Genomic DNA, 26,423 nt, shown 5'->3' with positions numbered 1-26,423 from the left:
TCCCCTTCATGACGTCGATGAACCGCCGCACATTCGCACGCGCGATGCTGGCCGCGGGCCTCACGGCCGCCGGTGTCCGCGCGCACGCCGAGAACGCGCCGGCCGCACTGCGCATCGGTTACCAGAAGTCGTCGACGCTGATCACGCTGCTCAAGACGCGCGGCACGCTCGAGCAGGCGCTGACGCCGCTCGGCCTGACCGTGTCATGGCATGAATTCGCGAGCGGATTGCCGCTGACCGAAGCGCTCAACGTCGGCGCCGTCGACTTCAGCGCCGATGTGGCCGATACGGTCCCGGTCTTCGCGCAGGCCGCGCATGCGCGTTTCGTGTATGTCGCGCAGGAGGCGCCTTCGCCGAAGGCGCAGGCGATCGTCGTCAAGCAGGACAGCGCGCTGCGCACGCTCGCCGATCTCAAGGGCCGGCGTATCGCGGTCACGAAGGCAGCCGGCAGCCACTACCTGCTGCTCGCCGCGCTCGCCCGCGCGAAGCTCGCGCCCGCCGATGTGGCGATCCATTACCTGACGCCCGCGGACGGCCGCGCCGCATTCGAGCGCGGCAGCGTGGACGCATGGATCACGTGGGACCCCTATGTCGCGTCGGTCGACCGGAATCCCGACGTGCGGATCCTGGCCGACGGCAGCGGACTCGCGTCGTACCAGCGCTACTACCTCGCATCGAGCAGCTTTGCCGCCGCGCGCCCCGACGTCGTCCAGATTCTGTTCGACCAATTGTCCCAGGCCGGCGCGTGGCTGCGCGACCATCCGCAGGACGCCGCGAACACGCTCGCGCCGATCTGGGGGCTCGATGCTGCGACGATCGCGCGGGCGAATGCGCGACGCAGCTACCTCGTCCGCGCGGTGGCCGCGCAAAACTTCGGCGAACAACAGAAGATCGCCGATACGTTCCTGGCGGCCGGACTGCTGCCCGCCCGCGTCGATACCAGCCAGGCGGAGCGCTGGAATTTCACCGCGAAGCGCGCGGAACCGATCGGCGCGTGACGATCGCGCCACGCCACGCGCGCATTATTTTTATCGCTCCGGATGAAATTGTGTTGACAGACTCCGTCAGCACGCTAAAATAGCGGTCTTCGCATCGCAGCAAGCGAAACGTGCCCAGGTGGCGGAATTGGTAGACGCACTAGGTTCAGGTCCTAGCGGTGGCAACATCGTGGAGGTTCGAGTCCTCTCCTGGGCACCATCTGTTTTCTAAAAAGGTCGGCTTCTAGCCGGCCTTTTTTCATTTCAAGCCCAGGAAACAAAGCGCCTGTGCGCCTTGCGCGAGGGCTCGAAAGGCTGCGCTTGCAAGCGCAGCCGGCTGGCGTCGTGATTACACCGTCCCGGTGACGCGCACGACATGCTGAATCCCGTCCCTCGCCATCTTCGCGTACGGACAAATCGCCTCCGTCTCCGCGACCAGCTCGCGCGCGGCAGTTGCGCCGACGCCCGGCATGCCGACCTCGAGATCGAGCGCGATCGCAAACAGGCCATCCACCGGATCGCGCTGAAACGTTGCGCTGGCCGTGATCGCGAGATCGGGCGGCAAGCGCACCCGGCGCCGCATCGCCACCAGCGTCAACGCGCCGTGAAAGCACGCCGCGAAGCCGGCCGCGAACAACTGCTCCGGATTCGTACCGCCACCCACTCCGCCCAATTCGACCGGCAGGCGCAACGACACATCGAGTTCGCCGGTTGTCGAACGCGCGTGGCCGGACGAACGTCCGTGGGCCGCTTCGCCGCCGGTGACCGTCACCGTCGTCGTGTAAAGCGGCAGCGGTTCGCTGCCGGTATAAGGATCGAGCAGCGATACCGAAGGCCGCGTCGTACGATGCATGGCGTTTCTCCCGAGTGCAGACGCCGGACGGCTCCCGCCGCCCTGCGTCCAGTAAACGATGAACGACCGACGCTGCCGGCCCCGCATCACGCGGCGCCCGCAGACATCGCCCTCTTCCGGCTGTGCTTTCGCATGCAGCCGAGCCGGCAATCGTGACGCGCGGCCGGCAGCAAATCCATCAGACGAATTCGAAATTCCCGGCCCCGAAACGAGCCGCGGGCGGCCGAGCCACGCTGCCGTTCCCGGATACGACCGGGATTTCCCTAGGCTGACAGACCGCCGTTCGCGCGGTTAAATAAATCAACGTGATTTATTTAATGCGCCGCCGAGCGGTGCGACATGGAAGGAGACGCCATGAGAAGCCCGCACTTCGGCCAGGGAAGCAATTCGGCCAACGTGCGCCGTTACAACGAGCGCCTGCTGCTGAAGACGCTGCGCCGTGCGGGCAGCGCATCGAAGGCCGACCTCGCCCGTCTCGCGAGCATGACGGGGACGGCGGTCGGCAGCATCATCGCGTCGCTCGCCGACGCGAAGCTGATCGAATTCGCGGGCCGCACCGAAGGCCAGCGCGGCCAGCCGGCGTCGCTGATCCGCCTCGATCCGCGCGGCGCGTTCGGCATCGGCGTCCATCTCGACCGGATGCGCATCGAGACGGCGCTCGTCAATTTCGCGGGCGACGTGCTCGGCCGCCGCTCGCACGACACGCTGCTTCCGCCGCCCGCCGACGTGCTCGAGATCGTGCGTCACGACATCGACGCGATGCAGGCCCTGCTCCCCGACCATGAACGCGCGCGCCTGACCGGCGTCGGCGTCGCGCAGCCGTACAACCTCGGCGCGTGGATGCGCGAGCTCGGCCTCGCGCCCGACACGTTCCGCGCGTGGGAAGACGTCGACTTCGCGGCCGACCTCGGCCGCACGCTGTCGCTGCCCGTATTCGGCGAAAACGACGGCAACGCGGCCGCGATCGCCGAACTGTTCTACGGGTACGGCCGGCAGTGCGACGACTTCGTCTACCTGTTCATCGGGCCGGCGATCGGCGGCGGCATCGCGATCGACGGCGACTGCCTGCGCGGCGTGACCGGCAATGCCGGCGACATCGCGGTGATTCCGGTGCCGCCGAGCCGGCTGGCCTCCGCGCCGCCGCCGCGCGGCCCGTGGGACATCCTGCTCGCACGCGCCTCGCTGCATGCGCTCGTGCGCCACCTGCGCCATCACGGCGAGACGGTCGAGAACCGCGCCGATCTCGAAGCCTGCATCGCCCGCGGCCTGCCGGCCGTCGACGAATGGATCGACGACTGCGTCGACGCGCTTGCACCGGCGTTGCGCGCGGTGCTGTGCGTGATCGACGCGCCGGTGGTCGTGATCGACGCCGACACCGACGCGGGCCTGCTCGACGCGCTCACGACCCGCCTGCGCGCGGCGCTCGTGGCCACCGCGCCCGAGGCGCGCGGCACGCCGGTCCTCGTGCGCGGCACGTTCGGCGCCGATGCCGGCGCGATCGGCGCCGCCACGCTGCCTATGTTTTTCAACTTCTCCCCGCGGGCCGGCATCCTCAAGGGCGCCCGCACCGATTCGCAGGAGGTCCACCATGTCGCGTTCTGAGTCGCCCCGCCCGCTGCTCGAGATGCGCGGAATCAGCAAGACGTTCCCGGCCGTGCGCGCGCTCGACAACGTCAGCCTCACCGTCTATCCGGGCGAGATCCATTCGCTGATGGGCGAGAACGGCGCGGGCAAATCGACGCTGATGAAGATCCTGTCGGGCGCCTATCGCGCCGACGCCGGCGGCGAGATCCTGATCGACGGCCAACGCGTCGACATCGACGGCCCGCTCGCCGCGCGCGATGCCGGCGTCGCGGTGATCTACCAGGAGCTGTGCCTGTCGCCGAACCTGACCGTCGCGGAAAACATCTACGTCGGCCGCGAACTGCGCCGCGGCAACCGGCGCTGGGGCACGATCGACCGCGCCGCGATGGCGCGCGGCTGCCAGGACGTGCTCGCGCGCCTGGGCGCCCCGTTCGGGCCCGACACGCTCGTCGACACGCTGTCGATCGCCGAACAGCAGCTCGTCGAAATCGCGCGCGCCGTGCACACCCGCGCCCGCATCCTCGTGATGGACGAGCCGACCACGCCGCTGTCGTCGCGCGAAACCGAACACCTGTTCCGCCTGATCCGCCAGTTGCGCGAGGAAGGCCTCGCGATCATCTACATCAGCCACCGGATGGCGGAGATCTACGAGCTGTCCGATCGCGTGTCGGTGCTGCGCGACGGCACGTACGTCGGCACGCTCGAACGCGAGGCGCTGTCGGCCGAGCGGCTCGTCGCGATGATGGTCGGCCGCGACATCTCCGGTTTCTACAAGAAGGAACACGCGCCGTACGACCCCGGCCACCTGCTGCTGTCGGTCCGCGACATCGCCGACGGCGCGCGCGTGCGCGGCTGCAGCCTCGACCTGCACGCGGGCGAAGTGCTCGGCATCGCGGGCCTCGTCGGCGCGGGCCGCACCGAGCTCGCGCGGCTGATCTTCGGGGCCGAGCCGCGCGTGCGCGGCGACGTGAAGCTGGGCGAGCGCACGTTCGGCGCGCACTCGCCGCGCGACGCGATCGACGCGGGCCTCGTCTACCTGACGGAAGACCGCAAGCGCCAGGGCCTGTTCCTCGACATGAGCGTGCGCGACAACATCAACATCTCGGTATGCAACCGCGATGCGCGGCTCGGCGCGCTCGACCTCGCCCGCGGCGCCGAACGCGCCCGCGACGCGATTGCATCGCTGTCGATCCGCGTCCCGCACGCGAACGTCAACGTCGGCGCGCTGTCGGGCGGCAACCAGCAGAAAGTGCTGCTGTCGCGCCTGCTCGAGACGAAGCCGCGCGTGCTGATCCTCGACGAACCGACGCGCGGCGTCGACATCGGCGCGAAATCCGAGATCTACCGGATCATCAACGAACTGGCCCGTGCCGGCGTGGGCGTGATCGTGATCTCGAGCGAACTGCCGGAAATCATCGGCGTCGCCGACCGCGTGCTCGTGATGCGCGAAGGCGAGATCGCAGGCGAACTCGGCGGACACACGCATACGCCGATCACGCAGGAAGCGATCATCGCGCTCGCCACCGGCTCGCAGGCCGAACTGGCCGACGCGCACTGACACGGCCCCTTCATTTCCCTCTTCATTCAAGGTACCGAAATGATCAACCCGACCAAGCAGCGGAACCTCGCTTCCGCGACCGCCCATCCGGTCACCAACCGCACGCCCCTGATGCGCGGCGCCGATCATCGCGCCCGCATGCAATCGCTGATCCGTACGGCCGGCATGCTGCCGGTGCTGCTGGTCCTGTGCGTCGGCTTCGGCTTCCTGACCGACGGTTTCTTCACGCTGCAGAACCTGTCGATCGTCACGCAGCAGGCGTCGATCAACATCGTGCTCGCCGCCGGCATGACCTTCGTGATCCTGACGGGCGGCATCGACCTGTCGGTCGGCTCGGTGCTCGCCGCCGCGGCCGTCGCGGCGCTGATCGCGTCGACCATTCCCGGCTGGGGCTGGCTCGGCGTGCCGTTCGCGCTCGTCGTCGGCCTCGTGTTCGGCGCGATCAACGGCGGACTGATCTCGTTCCTGCGCCTGCCGCCGTTCATCGTCACGCTCGGCGCGATGACGGCCGTGCGCGGCGTCGCGCGGCTGATCGGCAACGACACGACCGTGTTCAACCCGCAACTGCCGTTCGCATTCATCGGCAACGGCTCGATCCTCGGTGTGCCGTGGCTCGTCGTGATCGCCTGCGCGGTGATCGCGATCTCGTGGTTCATCCTGCGCCGCACGGTGCTCGGGATGCGGATCTACTCGGTCGGCGGCAACCCGGAAGCCGCACGCCTGTCCGGCATCAACGTGCGGGCGATCCAGCTGTTCGTGTATGCGGCGTCGGGCCTGCTCGCCGGCCTCGGCGCGGTGATGTCGGCCGCGCGCCTGTATGCGGCCAACGGCCTGCAGCTCGGCCAGTCGTACGAGCTCGACGCGATCGCCGCGGTGATCCTCGGCGGCACGAGCTTCGTCGGCGGCGTCGGCTCGATCGTCGGCACGCTGATCGGCGCGCTGATCATCGCGGTGCTGACCAACGGCCTCGTGCTGCTCGGCGTGTCCGACATCTGGCAGTACATCATCAAGGGGCTCGTGATCATCGGCGCGGTCGCGCTCGACCGCTATCGCCAGCGCGACTCGGCCCGTACCTGATACTTCTTCCCCATCGTTCCACCATCGCGGCGCAGGCAGGTCCTCCTGCGCCCGTTCGCCAACAGACCTCTCGGAGACACAACGACATGTTCAAGCACACCGCCGCCCTGACCGCCGTCGCCTGCGCACTTGCCTTCAGCGCCGCCGCCCATGCAGCCGACAAGCCGCTGAAATCGATCGGCGTCACGGTCGGCTCGCTCGGCAACCCGTACTTCGTCACGATCGTGAAAGGCGCCGAAGCGCGCGCGAAGCAGCTCAACCCGAATGCGAAGGTCACGGCCGTCTCGGCCGACTACGACCTGAACAAGCAGTTCACGCAGATCGACAACTTCATCTCCGCGCACGTCGACATGATCCTGCTCAACGCGACCGATCCGAAGGCGATCGAGCCGGCGGTGAAGAAGGCGCAGGCAGCCGGCATCACGGTCGTCGCGGTGGACGTCGCGGCGGCCGGCGCGAATGCGACCGTGCAGACCAACAACGTGAAGGCCGGCGAACTCGCGTGCGACTACCTCGCGAAGAAGCTGAACGGCAAGGGCAACGTGATCATCGAGAACGGCCCGCAGGTGTCGGCCGTGATCGATCGCGTGAACGGCTGCAAGGCCGTGCTCGCGAAAAACGCCGGCATCAAGCTGCTGTCGAGCGACCAGGACGGCAAGGGCTCGCGCGAAGGCGGGATGAATGCGATGCAGGGCTACCTGACGCGCTTTCCGAAGCTCGACGGCGTGTTCGCGATCAACGACCCGCAGGCGATCGGCACCGATCTCGCGGCGAAACAGCTGAACCGTCCGAACATCGTGATCACGTCGGTCGACGGCGCGCCCGACATCGAGGTCGCACTCAAGTCGAATACGCTCGTGCAGGCGTCGTCGAGCCAGGATCCGTGGGCGATGGCGCAGCAGGCCGTCAATGTCGGCTACGGGATCATGAACGGCCAGAAGCCGGCCAACCCGATGATCCTGATCGAGCCGACGCTCGTCACGCGCGACAACGTGAAGACCTACAAGGGCTGGAGCGCCCCACGCTGATCGCGGCGAGCGCGCCGCCCGCCCGCGACGCCGGGCGGTGGCGGGCCGCGTCGCCGCGCGCGACGGCCCGTACTGCCCGACCGTTCAGATTCAGATCAACCGCCGTACGGCCGCGCGCGACGCCGCGGCACAAGGTTTCAACATGACGACGACGTTTCCCCGCCTGATCGTGTTCGGCGAAGCGCTGACCGATTTCATCCGCGACGACGCAAACCACTGGCACAGCATCGCCGGCGGCTCGTGCTGGAACGTCGCGCGCGTCGGCGCGCGACTCGGCGTGCCGACGGCCTTCGCCGGCACGGTCAGCCGCGACACCTTCGGCGACGAGCTGATGCGCAAGAGCGCCGACGCGGGGCTCGACATGCGCTTCATCCGGCAGGTCGACCGCGCGCCGCTGCTCGCGATGGTCGTATCGAAGCAGCCGCCCGACTATTTCTTCATCGGCGAAAACAGCGCCGATCTCGCGTTCGATCCGGCCGACTTGCCGGCCGGCGCGTTCGACGCGGCCGACATCGTGCACGTCGGCTCGCTCGGCGTCGTGCGCGAACCGCTCGCGTCGCGCCTGATCGCGCTCGCGCAGGCCGCGCGTGCGGCCGGCAAGCGCATCTCGTTCGATCCGAACTTCCGCGCGCCGATGGCCGCACCGTCGTATCGCGACACGCTGCGCCGGTTGACCGCGCTCGCCGACTGGATCAAGGTATCCGACGAGGATTTGCGCGGGCTGTTTCCGGAACTCGACGAAGCAGCCGCGCTCGCGCAACTGCGCACGTGGGCGCCCGACGCGACGATGCTCGTCACGCGCGGCGCGGCCGGCATGCAACTGCTGCATCGCGATACCGTGCTGTTCCAGCCTGCGTTCCCGACTGAAGTCGCCGATACGGTCGGCTGCGGCGATGCGAGCATCGGCGGCTGGCTCGCGAGCCAGCTTGCGCGGCCCGATGCGTCGGCCGCCGAGCATCTGCGCCACGCGGCCGCGTGCGCGGCCGTGGCGTGTGAACATGCGGGCGCCTATGCGCCGACGGCCGCGGAAGTGGCCGACATGATCGAGCGCACCGCCGCCGGCGCCGCGCTTTCGCCATAGACGGCGCCGACGCGCCGCGCCGTCACGCGGCGCTCGTGCCTTCGCGGCCGCCGCTGCCGTTCGGCGGCCTGCCCGCCTGCAACAGTTGCAGGCTCTCGTCGACGCTCAGCTCCGACATCACGTCGGCGTGCAGCGTACCGTCCGCCGCGCGGCGCAGCGCATGCAGTGCGTGCACCTTGAGTCGCACGAGCGCGAGCCGCAGCCCGCGCGCCGCGCATTCGGCCGCGAACGTGCGCAACGATTCGATCGTCGTGCCGTCGACATCCGGCGTTTCCTCGAGACTCACCATCACGGTATGCGTGTCCGGCGCGGTCTTCATCAGCGCCCGCACGCGATTGAGCATTCGGTCCGCGTTCGCGAAGAACAGCTGCGCCTCGGGGCGCACGATCAGCACGCCCGGCACCGATTTCGCCTCGGCATGGCTCGCGACGTCGACGAAATCGTGGCTGTCGCGCAGCCGGCCGAGCACGCTGACGTTCGGCTCGGACAGCTTGCGCAGCGTCAGCAGCAGGCTCACGCCGATGGCCGCGAGCAACCCGTGCAGCACGCCGAGCACGAGCACCGCGAGCAGCGCCGCGATCACGACGAGCCGGTCGCGATGCCAGGCCCAGTACGGCCGGAACACGGACGGATGCAGCGAATGGCTGACGGCGAAGATCACGATCGCCGCGAGCACCGGCTCGGGCGTGCGCGCGAGCTGCGGCAGCAGCAGCCAGACGATCAGCGCGACCACGCCGGCTGCCCACAGGCCGGCCACGCGCGACTGCGCACCGGCCGCCTCGTTCGCCGACGTCGCCGAATAGCCGGCGCCGACCGGCATCCCGTGCAGCAGGCCCGACACGAGGTTCGCGCAGCCGAGCGCGACGAGGTCGCGGTTCGGCGATACGGTATCGCCGTGCTTCAGCGCGAAATTGCGGATCGATCCGTACGATTCCGCGTACAGGATCAGCATCAGCGCGAATGCGAGCTCGACCGTCTGCATCCACGCATTGCGATCGAGATGCGGCAAGCCGAATTCGAGGTGCCGGAAGTCGATATGGCCGACGATCGCGATGCCATACCGCTGCCAGTCGACCGCATAACTCGCCGCGATCGACAGCACGATCACGACGAGCGTCGCGGGCACGCGCGAGCGGCGCCCGAGCACGAACAGTAGCGCGAGTGCCGTCGCACCGAGCACGACGCTCGCGAGATTCGCGTGCGGCGCGCCGGCGAGCAGGTCGAGCGCGACGTGCGGCGCGTCGCTGTGCTGCACGGCAATCGCGAGAATCTTCGGCAGCTGCTTGATGACGATCGTCAGCGCGAGACCGAACGTGAAGCCGCGCAGCACAGGCCGCGCGACGAAATCCGACATGCCGCCGAGCCGCGCGACGCCGGCCAGGATGAACAGCACGCCCGTCATCGCGACGAGCGCCGCCGCCAGCGCGAGCTGCGCGGCCAGCGCCATCCCCGATTCGGCGAGCACGGTCGCGGCGAGCACCGCGGCCGACGACGACGTCGACGACACGATCGCGAAGCGGCTGCTGCCCGTCAGCGCATAGACGACGAGCCCCGACAGCAGCGCGATCAGGCCGGCCTGCGGCGGCAGGTTGGCGAGCCCCGCATACGCGACCGCCTCGGGAATCAGCAGGCCGGCAATCGACAGGCCGGCGAGCGCATCGAGGCCGACGCGCCGCGTGCGCGGCGCGGGCGGCGCGTCGAGCGTCGCGAAATGGTCCGGATGTTGCGGGCCGGCGTCGGGGCGGATCGGGGCGATCGTCATGAGGCGGTGCGCGCCGTGCGCCGGTCAGGGTTTGACGGCAATCACGCCCGACCAGCCGGGCAGATAGCGCGCATCCTGCTCGTGCGCGCGATGCAGCGCGACGTCGAGCGCCTTCGCGAAGTTCTTGCGGATCTGGTCGAGCGTCACGTGCTGGCGCAGATAGTCGGCCCACAGGAATTCGCTGAACGGCGTCGCGTCCTTCGCATAGCCGCCCGCCGTGCGCAGCTCGCCGGCGAGGCTGCGGTACGGATCGTCCTCGAGGCCCGTCAGCGCCTTCGGCAAATGCGCATAGTCGCGCCGCGAGCCGTCCGGGCCGAACGGATGCACCCACTGGTTGTGTTCCATCATCCGCCAGAAGATCGTGTCGTCGAGCCACGACAGATCCTTCAGCAGCATCGCGTTCACGCGTGCCTCGCCCTCCTCGATCAGCGCGAGGCCGAGATGATGATGATCGGTGATGTAGTGCAGCCCGCCCGGGCCGAGCACGGCCGGGAACCAGTGCGATTCGATCGCGGCCTTGCGGGCGCGCCGGTTCAGCGCCTTCCAGTGCTTGCGCTTCGCCTTCACTTCGCGATAGCCGACCGTCATCTGGGTCGGACGCAGCGCGTCGAGCCTGACGGGAATGAGATGAACGTCGTTGCCGAGTGCCATGGTCGTACCCCATGTAGCGAAATTCCGGCAACGATACTCCGGATCGCGCGCGCCGTTAATCCGTCATCGTCTTGATCCGCGTTCGGTCGACGATCCGCGACGCCCGCTGCCTGCACGACGCCGCGCTACGCGCGCAAATCGTTGCGTTCGAGACGATGCCGGATGTAGGGAATGCCGTCGTGCACGATGCTCACGCGCCGCATTCCGAGCTTGCGCGCCACGTTCAGCGAGCCGCTGTTGGCCTCCGCGATATCGGCGATCACGCGCGGCAGGCGCACGGTGTCGAACGCGTGCCGCACGACGGCCGCCGCGGCTTCGCTCGCGATGCCGCGCCCCCACGTCGCACGCACGAGCCGCCAGCCGATCTCGACGTCGCGCGACCCGTCCTTGTAGTCGGGGATCAGCAGGATCCAGCCGATGAACACCTCGGGCGCGGCCTTCTCGAAGATCGACCAGTAGCCGAGACCGGGCGGATAGTCGCGCGTGATCCGGTGCGTGACGAAGCGGCGATGCTCGACGGGGTCGTGCCACGGGCCCGCGATGTGGCGAGTGACCTCGGGATCGCGATCCATCTCGATGCACGCATCGAGATCGGCCAGCACGCGCGGACGCAGCCACAGCCGCGCGGTTTCGAGCACGGGCAATGCAGTGGCGGAACGGTCGTTCATCGGGACTCCTGATTCGGTGGCGATGCGCAGCGCGCGCATTACAGAACTGATACAAAAAGCCTTCCGGAATGATACAGAGTCCGGTCGCGCGCCTCGCGCGGCTCCGTTTCCATTTCCGAAACAGTGCATTTCGTAGGGATTATTCCCGATTCGCGGCTATCGCGCGCCACCTCGCGCGGCGCGCAAGCCTACACTCGATCAGTGCCCCGCGCCGCGCGCGAGCCGGGCCGGCATCCGCATGCAGAATCGCGAGCGCGCAAGCCAACGAGGAGACCCGCACATGAGCTGGACCCGCGAGCAACGCAACGTCACGATCGCCGCCTATCTGGGCTGGACGCTCGATGCGTTCGACTTTTTCCTGATGGTTTTCGTGCTGAAGGACATCGCCGCGGAATTCGCGTCGACGATCCCCGCCGTCGCGTTCGCGCTCACGCTGACGCTCGCGATGCGCCCGCTCGGCGCGCTGATCTTCGGCCGGCTCGCCGACCGCTTCGGTCGCCGCCCGACGCTGATGGTCAACATCGCATGCTATTCGCTACTCGAACTCACGTCGGGTTTCGCGCCGAGCCTGACCGCGCTGCTCGTGCTGCGCGCGCTGTTCGGCATCGCGATGGGCGGTGAATGGGGCGTCGGCTCCGCGCTGACGATGGAAACCGTGCCGACCCACGCGCGCGGCCTCGTGTCCGGGCTGCTGCAGGCCGGCTACCCGAGCGGCTATCTGCTCGCGTCGGTCGTGTTCGGCCTGTTCTACCAATACATCGGCTGGCGCGGGATGTTCATGGTCGGCGTGCTGCCCGCGCTGCTCGTGCTGTACGTCCGCGCACACGTGCCCGAATCGCCGGCCTGGAAACAGATGGAGAAGCGCGCGCGCCCGAGCCTCGGCGCCACGCTGAAACAGAACTGGAAGCTCACGATCTACGCGATCGTGCTGATGACCGCGTTCAACTTCTTCTCGCACGGCACGCAGGATCTCTATCCGACCTTCCTGCGCGAACAGCATCACTTCGATCCCCATACCGTGTCGTGGATCACGATCGTGCTGAACATCGGCGCGATCGTCGGCGGGCTGTCGTTCGGCGCGATCTCGGAGCGGATCGGCCGGCGCCGCGCGATCTTCATCGCCGCGCTGATCGCGCTGCCCGTGCTGCCGCTGTGGGCGTTCTCCAGCGGCGCGATCGCGCTCGCCGCCGGCGCGTTCCTGATGCAGATCTCGGTACAGGGCGCATGGGGCGTGATACCGGTTCACCTGAACGAGATCTCGCCCGACGAGATCCGCGCGACCTTCCCCGGCGTCGTCTACCAGCTCGGCAACCTGCTCGCGTCGGGCAACGCGACGATGCAGGCGTCGCTCGCCGTGTCGAACCACGACAATTACGGCTTCGCGCTCGCGCTCGTGGCCGGCATCGTCGCCGTCGCGATCGCCGTGCTGATCCTGTTCAGCCGCGAGCGGCGCGGCATCGACATGACGCAATCGGTCAATACGCGTACCACTACCGGGTGACCCCGCACGTTGCGGCACCGCGTCATCGCGCGCGCCGCGCCCCGCCGGGCGCGGGCGCCGTGCTTTCCGCACCCGCACATCGAACTAGAGGAATTGATCCAGATTCCGCGCTTGCCCGGTCCGCCCGCGATTTTTTATCTTAATAAAAACGACTGTTTGAATCAGATAATCAAATCACCAGTTCGCGGCCGGGAAACCGGCATGGGAGGCGGAACATGGCAGTAAGTCAGGAGGGGCGGCCATCCGCGGGACGGCCGTCGGGGGCACGGTCATCCGGCACGCGGCAGACCGGCGGGACGAAGGCGCGCATTCTCGATGCGGCCGAGGACCTGTTCATCGAACATGGCTTCGAAGCGATGTCGATGCGGCAGATCACGTCGCGCGCGACGGTCAATCTCGCCGCGGTCAACTACCACTTCGGCAGCAAGGAAGCGCTGATCCACGCGATGCTGTCGCGCCGGCTCGACCAGCTGAACCAGGAACGCCTCGGCATCCTCGACCGCTTCGATGCGCAGCTCGGCACGCACATCACCTGCGAGCACGTGCTCGGCGCGATGTTCATTCCGGCGCTGAAGGCATCGCGCAACCCCGAACGCGGCGGGCCCGGGTTCCTGCGGCTGATCGGCCGCGCGTACACCGATCCTTCGCCGTTCGTGCGCAACTTCCTGACCGCGCATTACGCGAGCGTCGCGGGCCGCTTCTTCGACGCGTTCCAGCGCGCGCTGCCGCACCTGCCGCGCACCGAGCTCGGCTGGCGGCTGCACTTCGCGATCGGCGCGCTGTCCGGCGCGCTCGCGGGCGCCGAAACGGAAAGCCTGATCGACGAATTCTCGCAAGGCCGCACGATGAACGACGTGCAGATGATCGCGCGGCTGTCGTCGCTGATCGTCGCCGCGCTGAAGGCGCCGATGCCCGACAGTGCTCAACTGTCGATCTTCGCGGCCGTACTCGACGACGCGGGCGCAAGCGAAGCGTTCGGGCTGCCGCAGTCGTGCCCGACGACGACCGCCGAGGCTGCGACACTGCATTCCACGAACTGAGCGCGCGAGGCCACGCGCGGCTTCCTGTTCACGATTTGATTGATACGCGCGGTCGGGCACGGCGTCGAGACGCCCGCGTCGGCCGGCCGCGAAGCACGGGGCATGGGCAGGCGCTGACGCGCGGGCCCTCGCCGAGAGCCAAGACCGGAGACACGTCATGTCATCTTCCGCAGCACCCACCTCGGCCCAACTTCCGCCGAACACCGACGCCGTCTGGTACGCGTCGTACCCGCCCGGCGTTCCGCACGAGATCGACGTCACGCAATACGCGTCGCTCGTGCAGTTCTTCGACGAATGCACGACCCGCTTCGCCGAGCGCGTCGCCTACGTGAGCGCCGGCGCGTCGATGACCTACCGCACGCTCGCGCAGAAGGTCGACGCATTCGCGTCGTATCTGCAAAGCGTCGGCGTGAAGCCCGGCGACCGTGTCGCGATCATGCTGCCGAACACGTTCCAGTATCCGGTCGCGCTGTTCGGCACGCTGAAGGCCGGCGCGATCGTCGTCAACGTGAACCCGCTCTACACCGCGCGCGAACTCGCGCATCAGTTGAAGGACAGCGGCGCGCAGACGATCGTCGTGTTCGAGAACTTCGCGCGCACGCTGCAGGACGCGCTGCCGGAAACGCAGGTGAAGCACATCGTCGTCACCGCGCTCGGCGACCTGCTCGCCGACGGCCTCAACGCGAAAGGCCGCCTGATCAATTTCGTGCTGAAGCACGTGAAGAAGCTCGTGCCGGACTACCACCTGCCGCAGGCGATCCGGCTGCGTTCCGCGCTCGCGCTCGGCGCGCGCGGCAAGCCGCAACCGGTGCAGATCACGCGCGACGATCTCGCGTTCCTGCAGTACACGGGCGGCACGACCGGCGTCGCGAAAGGCGCGATGCTCACGCACGGCAACCTGATCGCGAACCTGCTGCAGGCGAAGGCCTGGATCGCCGACCAGGTGTCGGGCGACGTCGAGACCGTGCTCACGCCGCTGCCGCTCTATCACATCTATTCGCTGACGGTGAACGCGTTCATCTTCATGGGGCTCGGCGGGCGCAACATCCTGATCGCGAACCCGCGCGACATGAAGATGGTGATGAAGATCATCCGCCACGAGACGTTCACGGGCATCACCGGCATCAACACGCTGTACAACGCGTTCCTCGACAACGAGGAATTCCGCAAGCGCGACTTCTCGAAGCTCAAGCTCGCGATGGCGGGCGGGATGGCGATGCAGCGCGCGGTCGCCGAGCGCTTCCAGCAGGTGACGGGCCGGCCGGTGGTCGAAGGCTACGGCCTCACCGAGTGCTCGCCGATCGTCACGATGAATCCCGTGGACCTGAACGACATGGCCGCGTTCAGCGGTTCGATCGGGCTGCCCGCGCCGTCGACCGTCGTGCGCTTTCGCCGCGAGGACGGCACCTGGGCCGCGATCGGCGAGCCGGGCGAGCTGTGCGTGCACGGCCCGCAGGTGATGCGCGGCTACTGGCAGCGCCCCGACGAGACGGCGAAGGTGATCGACGCCGACGGCTGGCTCGCCACCGGCGACATCGGCGTGATGGACGAGCGCGGCTTCATCCGCCTGATCGACCGCAAGAAGGACATGATCCTCGTGTCGGGCTTCAACGTGTATCCGAACGAGATCGAGGAAGTGCTCGTGATGCATCCCGGCATCAGCGAAGCCGCGGCGATCGGCATTCCCGACGAGGTCCAGGGCGAACGGATCAAGGTGTTCGTCGTGCGGCGCGACCCGTCGCTGACGGCCGAGGACGTGCTCGCGCACTGCCGCAAGAACCTGACCGGCTACAAGATGCCGAAATTCGTCGAGTTCCGCGACGCGCTGCCGCAGACGAATGTCGGCAAGATCCTGCGCCGCGCGCTGCGCGACGAGGAACTCGCCAAACTCAAGGCCGCGAAGCAAGGCTGAACGATCCATCGCTCCGGGAGACGCCGTCGATGAACGAACGAATGAAACGCCGCGCGCGGCATGCCGCCGTGGCGACCGTCGCGTGCGCGCTGGCGCTCGCGCAAGCCGCGCTGCATGCGCAGGAAACGGCCGGCGCCGAGAGCGCGGCGCAGGCGGCCGCGCTGCCGGCGGAGCTCGCGAAGGTCACGCACGAGCCGGTTGCGCAACAGGCGCGCTGGCTGCGCACGGCGGCCCAGCGCGGCACGCTCGCTCAGCTCGACGACACGACGCTCACCGCGCTCTTCAAGGCGCTCGATCCGCTCGCCGTGCCGCTCTATATCCGTCACGGCCCGAACGGCTATCCGTCCTACCAGTTCACGATGGTGCGCCAGGAGCGCATCAGCGGAAAATGGCCCGACACGCCCGATCGCATGCTCGTGAAGACGACCCGCGAGCCGCTGCGCCTGTATGCGAAATGGCTGCCGGGCGGCGCGCATGCCGGACAGGAGACGATCTACGACACGACGCAGCGCAAGGACGAGATGTACGGCCACCTCGGCGGCCTGCTCGGCAAGATTCCGCTGTGGACGGCGATCGACGGCGCGCTCGCGCGCGCCCAGTCGAATCATCAGGTGAAGGATCTCGGCACCGAGTTCATCGCGAACCTGTACCTGACCGAAGGGAAGAAATACGTGGAAGCCGGCGTGCAGCGGCCGACCGACGTGGAGGCCCGGACGATCGACGGCGTGCGCGTCGTCGCACTCACCTACGAAACGCCGACCGGCCGGCCGCAGTTCTATGCGAAAAAGGAAGTGCTGGGGCTCGACCTGCACGCCCCCTATTTCCGAACCGTCGAATCCTATGACAACGACGGCAGGATCTTCGAGCGGATCGTCATCGAGAAAATCGCGCCGACGCCCCTCGACGACACCGCATTCGACCCGAAAAACCCGGATTACGCGTTCTGACGCGCGTCGGCGCGGCTCACCGCGGGTTCAATCGTCATCGTCGTCGTGGTGACGATGCCAGTGCTTGTAATAGTGCTTGCGCCACTTGCGGTAGCGGTCGTCGTCGTCATCGCCGTAATAGCCATACCCGTAGCCCGGATAGGCGACGACGGCGTGCTGCGGCGCTACATAGACCGGCGCCGGCTCGACATAGACCGGTGCTACCGGCGCGACCGGTACGCCGATGCCGACCGACAGATCCACACGCCCCGCCATTGCACTGCCGGAAACGAGCAACGCCATGCTCCCGATCACCACTGCGACTTGCCTCTTGTTCATGCTCCGCATCCCTGATAAGCCGGCCCGCCCGGCTCGCGCGACCAATGTAAGCGCAGCGCGCGCACCGAGGTGATACGGGGCTGCGAGAGTCGTAACGCAGCGTAACGAAACGGCTTCGGCCGTTCGGCCTAATCGCGAAAATGCGCCGGAACGTCTATAGTGGGTTACGGTTCGACACAATCGCGACTGCGCGCTCCCCTATCGAACAGGGTAGAATTCCGCCAAACGCCTTGTGGACGAACACGCCACACACACGCACAACATATTCTCTGACGCAGGCTCCTGCCGCACCTCAATGGCCAATCCCGCAGAATCCCATCCGCAAAACGACTTCATCAATTCGGCGCGCAAGGAACGTAAGCGTGTTGAAATCTATCTCGTCAACGGCATTCGTCTGACGGGATGTATCGAGTCGTTCGACCAGTATCTGGTGATGCTGCGCACCCCCGTGGGTCTGCAAGGCATCTACAAGCGCGCGATTTCCACGATCCAGCTCGATACGGGCGGCTCGCGCCCTGGCGGCGGCGGCCCCCGCGGCCCGCGCACCGGCGGTCGCCCCGGCGGCCGTGAAGGCGGCGGTCACAGCCCGTACGGCTCGCACGGCGGCCCGCGCGAATCGCGCGGCGACGGCGGCTACGGCTCTCGCGCGCCGCGTGAAGGCTACGGTTCGCGCGAACCGCGTGAGGGTTACGGCTCGCGTGAGCCGCGCGAAGGCTACGGCGCTCCGCGTGAACCCCGCGAAAGCTACGGCGCGCCGCGCGACACCGGCGACGCATCCGGCAACGCCGCGCCGTCGGATTCCCGCGGCGGCAACGGGCCGGTCATCGTGACGCGGCGCCGGCGAATCGTGCCGGACGGCCAGTAAAACAAAAGGGCAAGCCAACCGGCTTGCCCTTTTCACTGGTACGGCCGGCGCGGCACGTCGCCGCACCGCCGCCGCGACCGGGTTCAGCGTGCCGTCGTCGGCAGGCCCGCGTTGGCCTCGCGCTGCAACGAACGCACCTGCTGCTGCAACGCCCGCAGTTGCGACTGAAGTTGAGCCTGTTGCGCCTGCAGCGTCGCCGTTTCGCTCCGCACGCTCTTCTGGCGATCCGCCACCGCCGCCTGCTGCTGGCGGGCGATCGAGATGTCCGCCTGCAGACGCCGCGCGCGGTCCTGCACGACTTCGATCTGCTTGTCCATCTGCGCCTTCTGCGATTCCAGCTTCGCCGCGCGCAGTTCGTCGACGGCCAGCCGCTCGGCCTGGTGCGAGAAATCGCGATAGATCGCTTCCGCTCGCGCTTCGTTGTAAGTCTTGATCACGCGCCAGAACGCCTTTTGCTGAAACAGCGCGACGAAATACGCACCGTCCTTGACGTTGAACAGCAGGCTCGCGCCGTAGCTGCCGTTGTAGCTCGTGCGCATTTCCGTCAGCGAATGCGCCTGGATCTGGCGCTGCAAATCGTCTACCGTGCTCGGCCCCGTCGACTCGCCGGCCTGCGGCTGCACCGACGTCGGTGCCTGCGAATCGATCACCGGAATCGCGGCCACCGGCGCCGACGCCGGCTGCACCGCCGACGGATCGCTGCCTGCCAGCCCCTGCGCGAACGCGCCTTGCATGCCTCCTACCAGGGCGAGCAATACGCTCACCCGCCCCAACCCCGTCATATGGCTCATGAAGTTTTATTCCCGCGCGGATCGTTGTCATTCCACGCGATTTTATCTCATTAATTACTCGCTTTCGCGGGTCTCGGGCTCTTCGTCGAAGATCTGGTACTTGCGCATTTTTTCCCACAACACCTTGCGGCTGATGCCGAGCTGCTGGGCCGTGTCCTGACGCCGCCAACCGTTGGCGTCGAGCGCCGCGATCACACGGTTACGCTCGTTCATGTCCCACTTGCTGCGATCGACGAACACCTCGGCCGCACTCTCCGCCGGCACCGGCTGGGCCGAGCTGCGTGCGTGCGCGATCAGCCGCTGCAGCCGCGCGGCATCCCAGCCGCCCGTCTGCCGCACCGTCACGCCGACGCGCTCGGCGAGGTTGCGCAGTTCGCGCACGTTGCCGGGGAAATAGCTGTCCGCCACCGAATCCGTGAGCCAGTACGGCAGGTCCGACAACTCGGCGAGCCGCTCCTCGCCGACCACCTGCGCGACGAACGACTTGAACAGCGCGATCTTGTCCACCGCACCGCGCTCTTCCAACGACGGAATGCTCAGCTCGATCACCGCGAGCCGGTAATAGAGGTCCGCGCGGAACAGCCCTTCCTTCACGAGCTGCGGCAGCTTCTTGTTGCTCGCCGCGACCAGACGGAAATCGACCTTGACCGGCGCCGTCGCGCCGACGCGCAGCACCGCGCCATCCTCGAGCACGCGCAGCAGCTTGACCTGCTGGTACAGCGGCAGATCGCCGACTTCGTCGAGGAACAGCGTGCCGCCGGCCGCCTGCTCGAAATAGCCTTTATGCGCAACAACCGCGCCCGTGAACGACCCTTTCGCATGGCCGAAGAACAGCGATTCGAACAGGCCATCCGGAATGGCGCCGCAGTTCACCGGCACGAACTCGCCGTGCCGATAGCGGGAATGCTTTTCGTGCAGCAGTTGCGCGATGCGCTCCTTGCCGACGCCGGTTTCGCCGTGCAGCAGCACGTTGGTGTCGCAGTCGGCGAACGTATCGACTTCGTGCAGCAGCGCCTGCATCGATTCGGAGTGCGCGACGAGTTCCGACGGCTGCAACGTTTCGGCGGCGTGCGCGCGCAGTTGCGTGACGAGCTTGCCGATCATGCCGCGCAGTTCCGCGCACGTGAAGTCGAGCGGCAGGATGTGCGAGTACTCGGGCGGATACTGCGACGCGTCGTGGTCGCGCGCCGCGCCGACCCAGACGACCGGCATGCCGATATTGGCCTGCCAGTCGCGCAGGAATGCCGCGCCGCCTTCGATCATCGTCACGCTGATGATCGCGAGCGACCGCCGCATCGCGGCGCGCTCGGGCGAGACCGTCGCGTTGTCGGCGCGGATCACTTCGACGTCGAAGCTCGCCATGCACCGGGCGACGCGGTCGACGATGTCCGCCTTGCCTTCCCAGACGTACAGGTCGAGCTCTTCGATTGCGGGCGTATTTCTCATCTGATCTGCTTCTTCAGTAAACCGTTTGGGCGACCCCGCAATTGAGCGAGATCTGATGGACCGTCGCCGCACCGACCTGGACGCCGAGGAGATTCAGCAGCGGAACGAGGACTGCGTCGAGACTCGACAGGAGCGGGCCGAGCAGGCCGGTCAAAAACGTGAGCAATGTGGAGACGAAGTTCCCCGGGACCGTCAGGACGTTGGCGCCGAACAGGCCGAGGTTGACGGTGATATTCGCAGCCGCGAGTTGCGTCAAAGCCGAGCTAAGCGCCGAACCGAGCGCATTCGAGTTCACCGTCCAGTAATTCGCATCGATCCCCGGTACGCCACTGAACGTATGCGGTTGGGACGCGCCTTGGACCTGAACCGATATGTTGGACATGGAAACTGTCAACTGGGCCAGCCCGAGAACATTGGAGTTGATGATCTGTGCAGGCGACGTACAGCTGTAATTCGACGACAGGCTGATCTTGCCGGATGAATCGAGCGGCGGCTTGCCGATGCACAGATTGGCCACACCCGGTTGGGCGGTAATGACGGCCGTGCTTGCCGCCTGCGTGGAAGCGCATTGCGTCGAGTTCAATGTGGCGGTGCCGGTACCGGCCTGAAGATAAATCGGCAAATTGACATCGACCTTCACGTTCAGCAACGCCAGCAAAGCGCCCAGCAGCGGCAACTGCGCCGTCCCAAGATAGACATTCAGATACACACCCACCGCCGCCGTCGACGCCTTCGTCCGCCACGTTCCCGTCGCCGGATCCTTCCCACCCTCGCCAACACCGATCGACGGCGGGCTGATGATCTGCACCTGCAACTGCGTCCCCGTCAGCCCGCCGAGATTCACCGACGGCACGTTGACCGCGACCGCCGGCTTGCCCGTTGCCGCGATCTCCGCACCGACCATCAGCAGATCAAGCAGATCCACCTGCGCGTTGAGCGCCGCCTGCGTATCCGCGAGCGCGACGTTCAGCAACCCGCCCGCGCCGCCGAGACCGATCGACGTGCCCGGAACGTTCGCGTTCAGAATCGCTTGCAGCGTCGCAATGCTCGCCTGCAGGCTTGCGTTCGCGACGGCCGTCTTCGTGGCCGCGTTCACCATCAACTGGATCAGTTGCGGCAACGTGAGCTTCAGCGCGAGCAGTTGATCGACCGTGCCGACGCCCGCCGCCACAACGAGATCGCCGACCGTCACGTTCGTGCACGCCAGCGCTTGATACGATGCGATGTTCAGGTTCAGGTTGGCGCCCAGCAGCGCGCCGATCAGCCCGTTGACGAGCCCCGGATTGCCGGACGCCGGCGCGGATCCGCCCGCGCAACCGACCCCGCCGAGCGCGGCCAAGGTTGCACCAACCGAGAATGTATCGATGTTCGTCGAACGCGCGGTCGATACCGCGGATATCGTCTGCGGGGGTCCGACGAAGAAGAACGGCACCTGACGCCTGACGATCACCTTGGCCGCGTTCAACTGCGTGGCCCCGGATGTCGCGGCAGCGTAGTAGCTCGGTGACGGGTTGACCGACGTATCCCAACGGCCGCACTCGATGTTGATCGTGTCGCCGTTCGACGCGTTGAGCCCGTTCGACTGCGCGTTGCTGGTCGCGGTGGCAGTCGGCTGCGAACAGGCGTCGTCCATCCTCTGCACGGCCGCGAGCGCGGCCATGTCGGCAATCCGCTGCACGTCCCGACGCTGGTAAAAGAGATTACCGACGCCAATGGCGCCAAGCGTCGTAATGGCGATCAGCGTCGCGATGATCGCCATCACCGAGAACGCGCCGCGCTGTCGTGACGCGCGACGGATCGTGCCGCCACTGTGCCGGATAGTCACCGTGGTGCTCCGTCAGCGCGCGAGATCGCCACCGGACAGTCCGCCGCTGCCGCCGCCGCTACCGCCGCCCGACGCCGACATCGTGCCGAACCACTGCGGAATCGGCGTCTTGAACGAGTCGATATAGCGCTGATAGGCAAACGTACCGGCGGCGCCATCGATCGGTTGCGGCGTGGCGGCCGCGCGGTTCGAGCGCTGCAGGTCGAGCAGCGCACTCGTCGCATGACCGATTTCGGCCGCCGGCGTGTCGCCTTGCGCATGCGCGACGCCCGCCCCCAGCGAGCAGGCGAACGCGATGCCCACGGCCCACACGCGGATTGAGGAAAGGTGAAGCATGATGGCCTCCGTGAATATCGTCGTTATCGCGCGAAACGCTGCAGCAGCGGCACGGCAAGATCCAGATTGTCGCTGCTCGCCACCGACGGCACGGACACATTGGCCGGCGCATAGGCGGTGGCGCGTTGCTTCGCGCGCATCGCGGCCGCGACCTTCGTCTCGTCGTCTCGAATCTGGCCGCGCACCGCGGGCGACAGCTTCTGCTGATCCATCAGCCGCCGCGCGTCCTTCGCATGACCGGTCGCGAACAGGTAAAGCACGAAGTTGCTGAGAATCTTCGGGTTCTTCTGCTCGAGTTCGGCCGCCTTCAGCAGCGGCACGCGCGCGCCCGCCAGATCGCCTTCGCGCATCTTCGAATAGGCGAGGTCGGACAACGTCGCCGCATCGGTCGGCGCAAGCGTCGTCGCCTGTTCGAGCCGCTGCGCGGCCAGCGCGAAATCGCCGCGGGCGCCGGCGGTCAGGCCCAGCCCGCGATAGCCGCGCGCGGCGAGCGGCGTCGTCAGCAATTGGGTATAGGCGGCCACGCCGGCGTCGTATTGGCCGGTCGCGCGCAATGCGTCGGCGCGCAGCAGGATCGTATCCGGCGATGCGCCATATTGCTTCTCGTACTGATCGATGTGCGCGAGCGACGCAAAATACAGCCCCTGCGCCTGCATCCGCTCGATCAGGCCCAGATACATGCCCGGCGTATCGGGCGTCGCATTCTTGTCGGCGGCGGCCTGCATCAGCGCGCCACGTTCGGCCTGCGCACCGATTCCGTATCCGGACTCCTTGAACATCGCGCACCCGCTGGCCAGCAACGCGCACGCCGTCGCGCCTGCAATCGTGCGAACCCACCCCAATCGATTCATCTTGTGTCGCTCCTTCCCCTCATGCCGCATCAGCGCTGAAACGCAGCGAGCGCGGACAGCACGGTCATGATCCCGGGCCCCGCGGTCACGATCAGCAGTGCCGGCAACAGCGTGACGATCATCACGCCGGTCATCTTCACCGTCAGGCGGCCGATCTGCTCGCGCAGCGTCGCGCGACGCCCTTCGCGCAGACGATCGCCGAATTGCTTCAGCGGCTCTTGCACCGCGCCGCCATGCTTGTCGACCTGAATCAGCAAACGCACGATCGCGCGCAGATCCTCGTTGTCGAAACTGTTCGTCAGGCGTTGCAGCGATTGCTCGCGCGTGCGCCCGGCCGCGAACTGCCGCTGCGCGACGCCGAGCTCCCACGACAGCACCGGCAGCATCGTCTGAAAATCGTGCGTGACGACCTGGATGCTCTGGTCGAGCGACAGGCCGACGCCCTGCAGCAGCCGCAACATGTCGACGAGCAGCGGCAGTTCGGCCCCGATGCTCTGCCGGCGCGCGGTCGCGCGCCGGCGCACGTAGATTTTCGGCAGCATGTAGCCGGTCACGAGCGCGACGGAGATCCACAACGGCCAGCGCGTCTGCTGCCCGCGGCCGATCAGGACCAGCACGGCGAGCGCAGGCAGCAGGATCGCGCAGACGATGCGCGCGCCGACGAACAGCGCTCTGGCGCGCACGTCGACGAAACCGCACTGCTCGAGCAACTGGCGGTCTTCGTCGGCGATCAGATACCGGCTGAAGCCGGTCTCGAGCCACCGCATCCCGACGTCTTCGAAGCGTTCGCGCAGCCCCGCGAAACGGACGCGCGGCGCGGCAGGCGCCGCCGCGTCGCGCGCGGGCTCGGTGGCACCGGCGCGCGCGGCGGCCGCTTCGATCGCCGCTGTCCGGCGATCGAGCGCATCCACCAGCGCGCGCTCGGCACGCTGCACGAGCACGATGCGAACGATCGCGAGCGCGGCGAGCAGCAGCACGCCGACCGATCCGAGCACCAGCGCAAGGGCGCCTAAACGGTTTGCATCCATCGATTCACCTCAGCCGCGCGAGCCGGTACAGCCAGAAACCGCCGACCGCCTGCAGCACGAACGCCAGATAAATCATCTGACGCCCGCTATCGTCGCTCCACATCGTCGTGAAATAGCGCGGGCTCGTGGCGATGACGAAGCTGCCGACCGCGATCGGCAACAGCGCCAGCACCCATGCGGACAGCCGCGTTTCGGCCGACATCGCGGACAGTTCGCGCTCCGCCTGCTCGAGATCGCGCATGAACGTCGACATCCGGTCGAGCATCACGTCCGCCCGCCCGCCGTAGCGGACCGACAGACGCAGCACCGCACCGACCAGTTCGAATTCGCGGATACGATAGGTGTGCGCGATGTGCAGCATCGCGCGATCGATCTCGACACCGGAGCGCAGCATCCGCGACACGTCGTCGAGGCAGCGGCGCAGCGGCATTTCGGTCGTCTGAAGCGCCGACTGGAACGCCGCCGGCACGCTGTTCCCGAGCGTCACGAGCCGCACGATCCCGTCGAGAAACGACGGCAACTGACGGACGATCTTCAGGCGGCGCCGGCTGATGCGCGACGTGATCCACAGCACGACGAGCACACTGCCGGCAACGACCGCCGCTGCCGCGGCGAGCACGCCGCCAGCCATGCCGGCCCACAGCGCGAGCATCACAAGGACCCCGAGCGCCAGCACGAGGCCGGTGCGCACTTCGTCGAGGCCCACACGGTCGGACAGCACGGCCCATGCACCGAACGCCGACGCGCGCCATCGCGCGAACCCCTGTTCGGGCTCCTGCGCGTTGGCCGTACCGGCCGCCGGGGCGCGTGCGGTGCGCGTCTCGCCGGCCGGGGCCGCGGCGCGCGCGCCCTGTCCCACCCGGCTGTCGAAGAACCGCTGCGCATGCGCACGCCCTTCCCGCACCTGGCTTGCACGCCACAGCAGCAACCCGGCCGCCGCGCAGATCAGCGCGAACATCAGCGCGAGCAAGGTGGCGCTAGACATTGAAGCCTCCGCCTCGCCCGAAGTGGCCACCGAACCCGCCGCCGCCGGACGACACCAGCGTGCTGCGGAAACGTGCCAGCTTCGGCGAATGCGGATGAATGCCGAGCGACTCCCAATGATCGATCTCTTCGCCCTCCGGGGTGACGCGCGCCTCGTAACGATACAGCTCCTGCGTCGACACGATGTTGTCCGACATGCCGGTGACTTCGGTGATCGACAGGATGCGGCGGCGACCGTTGGACAGCCGCCCGATCTGCACGATGAAGTCGATCGCGTTGGCGATCTGCCGCCGCAGGCTTGCTTCGGTGCCCTGAAAACCGGCGAAACCGGCCAGCATCTCGAGCCGGTACAGGCATTCGCGCGGCGAGCTGGCGTGCACGGTGCCCATCGATCCGTCGTGGCCGGTATTCATCGCCTGCAGCATTTCGAGCACTTCGCCGCCGCGCACTTCGCCGACGATGATCCGGTCCGGCCGCATCCGCAGCGTGTTCCGCAGCAGGTCGCGAATCGTCACGATGCCGCTGCCGTCGAACCCGCCGGGACGGCTCTCGAGCCGCACGACGTGCGGGTGATTCAACGACAGTTCGGCCGTATCCTCGATCGTCACGACGCGTTCCGCCATCGGGATGTGGAACGCCAGCGCGTTCAGCAGCGACGTCTTGCCCGAGCTGGTGCCGCCCGACACGAGGACGTTGCAGCGCGCATCGACCGCAGCCTCGAGCAGCCGGCCGATTTCCTCGTTGTAGGTGCCGTTGCCCAGCAGGTCCTCGGGCTTCAGCGGATCCTTGCGGAACTTCCGGATCGACACGACCGGGCCGTCGATCGACAGCGGTTCGATCACGACGTTGACCCGCCCGCCGTCGGGCAGCCGCGCATCGACCATCGGGTTCGATTCGTCGAGCCGCCGGCCGACCGGCGCGAGAATCCGCCGCACGATCCGCAGCAGATGCGCGTTGTCGGTGAAGCGGATCGGCAGCTTCGACAGGATCCCGTGGCGCGACACGTAGATGTCGTTGTAGCCGTTGATCAGGATGTCCTCGACATGCGGGTCCGCCAACAGGTCTTCGATAGGCCCGAAGCCGGCGAGCTCCTTCGTCAGCGCCTCGGCCACCGCGCGCACCTCGCTCTCGTTGAGCGGGATGCGCCGCAGCCGCACGAAGCTGTCGATTTCGAGATCGACGAACTGGTTGATCGCCTGTCGCGACCAACGGCCGAATTCGGCACCCAGTTCCTCGATCCGCGTGAGCAGATGCTCGTGTGCGGCATTCTTGATGTCGTGAAACTGTTGCGTTTGCGAGAACGGCGCTGCGCCGTCGGCAAATTGAATGTCGTGTGCCAT

General features: G+C 67.4%; 24 protein-coding genes and 1 tRNA gene. 12 read left to right on the top strand and 13 right to left on the bottom strand.

The genetic code is table 11. From position 1 onward, the window contains the following. The first annotated feature begins 8 nt into the window (after positions 1-8). Entirely contained in the window at positions 9-998 is a 990-nt protein-coding gene (locus JYG37_RS09690) for an aliphatic sulfonate ABC transporter substrate-binding protein (protein ID WP_050012523.1), read from the top strand. A gap of 112 nt (positions 999-1,110) precedes the next feature. Next, positions 1,111-1,197: transfer RNA gene (locus tag JYG37_RS09685), tRNA-Leu, on the top strand. A 129-nt stretch (positions 1,198-1,326) separates the two neighbouring features. On the opposite strand, the gene JYG37_RS09680 is transcribed toward JYG37_RS09685, so the two are convergent. Then, complete coding sequence (locus JYG37_RS09680) at positions 1,327-1,830, bottom strand: Ohr family peroxiredoxin (protein WP_050012522.1); 504 nt, start codon at positions 1,828-1,830, stop codon at positions 1,327-1,329. Between the two features lie 354 nt (positions 1,831-2,184). On the opposite strand from JYG37_RS09680, the gene JYG37_RS09675 reads away from it, so the two are divergent. The 5 genes from JYG37_RS09675 (at position 2,185) to JYG37_RS09655 (ending at position 8,158) form a co-directional block, all read left to right on the top strand. Next, on the top strand, positions 2,185-3,432 hold the full coding sequence (locus JYG37_RS09675) for an ROK family protein (protein ID WP_050012521.1): 1,248 nt from the start codon (positions 2,185-2,187) through the stop codon (positions 3,430-3,432). Further along, entirely contained in the window at positions 3,419-4,972 is a 1,554-nt protein-coding gene (locus JYG37_RS09670; protein ID WP_124593161.1) for a sugar ABC transporter ATP-binding protein, read from the top strand. The genes JYG37_RS09675 and JYG37_RS09670 overlap by 14 nt, the downstream gene beginning before the upstream one ends. Positions 4,973-5,011: 39 nt before the next feature. Beyond that, positions 5,012-6,049, top strand: a complete 1,038-nt coding sequence (locus JYG37_RS09665) for an ABC transporter permease subunit (RefSeq protein WP_050012519.1) — start codon at positions 5,012-5,014, stop codon at positions 6,047-6,049. Positions 6,050-6,135: 86 nt separating this feature from the next. Beyond that, positions 6,136-7,077, top strand: a complete 942-nt coding sequence (locus tag JYG37_RS09660) for an ABC transporter substrate-binding protein (protein ID WP_050012518.1) — start codon at positions 6,136-6,138, stop codon at positions 7,075-7,077. A gap of 142 nt (positions 7,078-7,219) precedes the next feature. Beyond that, on the top strand, positions 7,220-8,158 hold the full coding sequence (locus JYG37_RS09655) for a carbohydrate kinase family protein (RefSeq protein ID WP_050012686.1): 939 nt from the start codon (positions 7,220-7,222) through the stop codon (positions 8,156-8,158). Positions 8,159-8,180: 22 nt separating this feature from the next. Here JYG37_RS09655 and JYG37_RS09650 read toward each other — a convergent pair whose 3' ends face one another. From JYG37_RS09650 to JYG37_RS09640, 3 genes are all read right to left on the bottom strand, one after another. Next, positions 8,181-9,920 (bottom strand): SulP family inorganic anion transporter, encoded by a 1,740-nt coding sequence (locus JYG37_RS09650; protein WP_213346050.1) that lies wholly within the window; start codon positions 9,918-9,920, stop codon positions 8,181-8,183. Positions 9,921-9,944: 24 nt separating this feature from the next. Further along, a complete protein-coding gene (locus JYG37_RS09645) occupies positions 9,945-10,571 on the bottom strand; it encodes a ParB-like protein (protein ID WP_050012516.1) in 627 nt (208 codons plus the stop codon). A 125-nt stretch (positions 10,572-10,696) separates the two neighbouring features. After that, positions 10,697-11,239 carry a GNAT family N-acetyltransferase gene (locus JYG37_RS09640; protein WP_050012685.1) on the bottom strand — a complete coding sequence of 181 codons (543 nt, stop codon included), beginning with the start codon at positions 11,237-11,239 and terminating at the stop codon, positions 10,697-10,699. 280 nt (positions 11,240-11,519) lie between these two features. On the opposite strand from JYG37_RS09640, the gene JYG37_RS09635 reads away from it, so the two are divergent. From JYG37_RS09635 to JYG37_RS09620, 4 genes are all read left to right on the top strand, one after another. Next, positions 11,520-12,740 (top strand): MFS transporter, encoded by a 1,221-nt coding sequence (locus JYG37_RS09635; RefSeq protein WP_213346049.1) that lies wholly within the window; start codon positions 11,520-11,522, stop codon positions 12,738-12,740. Between the two features lie 215 nt (positions 12,741-12,955). Then, positions 12,956-13,780: a TetR/AcrR family transcriptional regulator gene (locus JYG37_RS09630; RefSeq protein ID WP_124556379.1), complete on the top strand. Its 825-nt coding sequence runs from the start codon at positions 12,956-12,958 to the stop codon at positions 13,778-13,780. A 157-nt stretch (positions 13,781-13,937) separates the two neighbouring features. Continuing rightward, positions 13,938-15,692 (top strand): AMP-binding protein, encoded by a 1,755-nt coding sequence (locus tag JYG37_RS09625; protein ID WP_050012513.1) that lies wholly within the window; start codon positions 13,938-13,940, stop codon positions 15,690-15,692. 29 nt (positions 15,693-15,721) lie between these two features. Then, the gene (locus JYG37_RS09620) at positions 15,722-16,639 is read left to right on the top strand and encodes a DUF1571 domain-containing protein (protein ID WP_050012512.1); all 918 of its coding nucleotides are present in this window, start codon (positions 15,722-15,724) and stop codon (positions 16,637-16,639) included. 27 nt (positions 16,640-16,666) lie between these two features. Here JYG37_RS09620 and JYG37_RS09615 read toward each other — a convergent pair whose 3' ends face one another. Further along, entirely contained in the window at positions 16,667-16,957 is a 291-nt protein-coding gene (locus tag JYG37_RS09615; RefSeq protein ID WP_050012511.1) for a hypothetical protein, read from the bottom strand. A gap of 295 nt (positions 16,958-17,252) precedes the next feature. Here JYG37_RS09615 and hfq point away from each other — a divergent pair, with 295 nt between their 5' ends. After that, the gene (hfq, locus tag JYG37_RS09610) at positions 17,253-17,822 is read left to right on the top strand and encodes an RNA chaperone Hfq (protein ID WP_213346093.1); all 570 of its coding nucleotides are present in this window, start codon (positions 17,253-17,255) and stop codon (positions 17,820-17,822) included. A gap of 83 nt (positions 17,823-17,905) precedes the next feature. Here hfq and JYG37_RS09605 read toward each other — a convergent pair whose 3' ends face one another. From JYG37_RS09605 to JYG37_RS09570, 8 genes are read right to left on the bottom strand one after another with little or no spacing between them, the layout of a single operon-like run. Further along, entirely contained in the window at positions 17,906-18,613 is a 708-nt protein-coding gene (locus tag JYG37_RS09605; protein WP_050012510.1) for a DUF2968 domain-containing protein, read from the bottom strand. A 54-nt stretch (positions 18,614-18,667) separates the two neighbouring features. Next, complete coding sequence (locus tag JYG37_RS09600; RefSeq protein ID WP_050012509.1) at positions 18,668-20,059, bottom strand: sigma 54-interacting transcriptional regulator; 1,392 nt, start codon at positions 20,057-20,059, stop codon at positions 18,668-18,670. Positions 20,060-20,072: 13 nt separating this feature from the next. Beyond that, positions 20,073-21,884 (bottom strand): TadG family pilus assembly protein, encoded by a 1,812-nt coding sequence (locus tag JYG37_RS09595; RefSeq protein ID WP_213346048.1) that lies wholly within the window; start codon positions 21,882-21,884, stop codon positions 20,073-20,075. Between the two features lie 12 nt (positions 21,885-21,896). Next, complete coding sequence (locus tag JYG37_RS09590) at positions 21,897-22,220, bottom strand: DUF3613 domain-containing protein (RefSeq protein ID WP_213346047.1); 324 nt, start codon at positions 22,218-22,220, stop codon at positions 21,897-21,899. 23 nt (positions 22,221-22,243) lie between these two features. After that, positions 22,244-23,071 carry a tetratricopeptide repeat protein gene (locus JYG37_RS09585; RefSeq protein WP_050012506.1) on the bottom strand — a complete coding sequence of 276 codons (828 nt, stop codon included), beginning with the start codon at positions 23,069-23,071 and terminating at the stop codon, positions 22,244-22,246. 29 nt (positions 23,072-23,100) lie between these two features. Further along, positions 23,101-24,099: a type II secretion system F family protein gene (locus JYG37_RS09580; protein WP_050012505.1), complete on the bottom strand. Its 999-nt coding sequence runs from the start codon at positions 24,097-24,099 to the stop codon at positions 23,101-23,103. 4 nt (positions 24,100-24,103) lie between these two features. Next, on the bottom strand, positions 24,104-25,084 hold the full coding sequence (locus tag JYG37_RS09575) for a type II secretion system F family protein (RefSeq protein ID WP_050012504.1): 981 nt from the start codon (positions 25,082-25,084) through the stop codon (positions 24,104-24,106). Continuing rightward, complete coding sequence (locus JYG37_RS09570; protein ID WP_050012503.1) at positions 25,077-26,423, bottom strand: TadA family conjugal transfer-associated ATPase; 1,347 nt, start codon at positions 26,421-26,423, stop codon at positions 25,077-25,079. Before JYG37_RS09570 ends, JYG37_RS09575 begins: the two co-directional genes overlap by 8 nt.

Origin of the sequence: Burkholderia sp. LAS2 (genome assembly GCF_018417615.1) — a bacterium.
GTDB classification, from domain to species: Bacteria; Pseudomonadota; Gammaproteobacteria; order Burkholderiales; family Burkholderiaceae; genus Burkholderia; species Burkholderia sola.
Note: the sequence above shows the minus strand (reverse complement) of the source record. Positions and strands in the feature narration are given on the sequence as shown.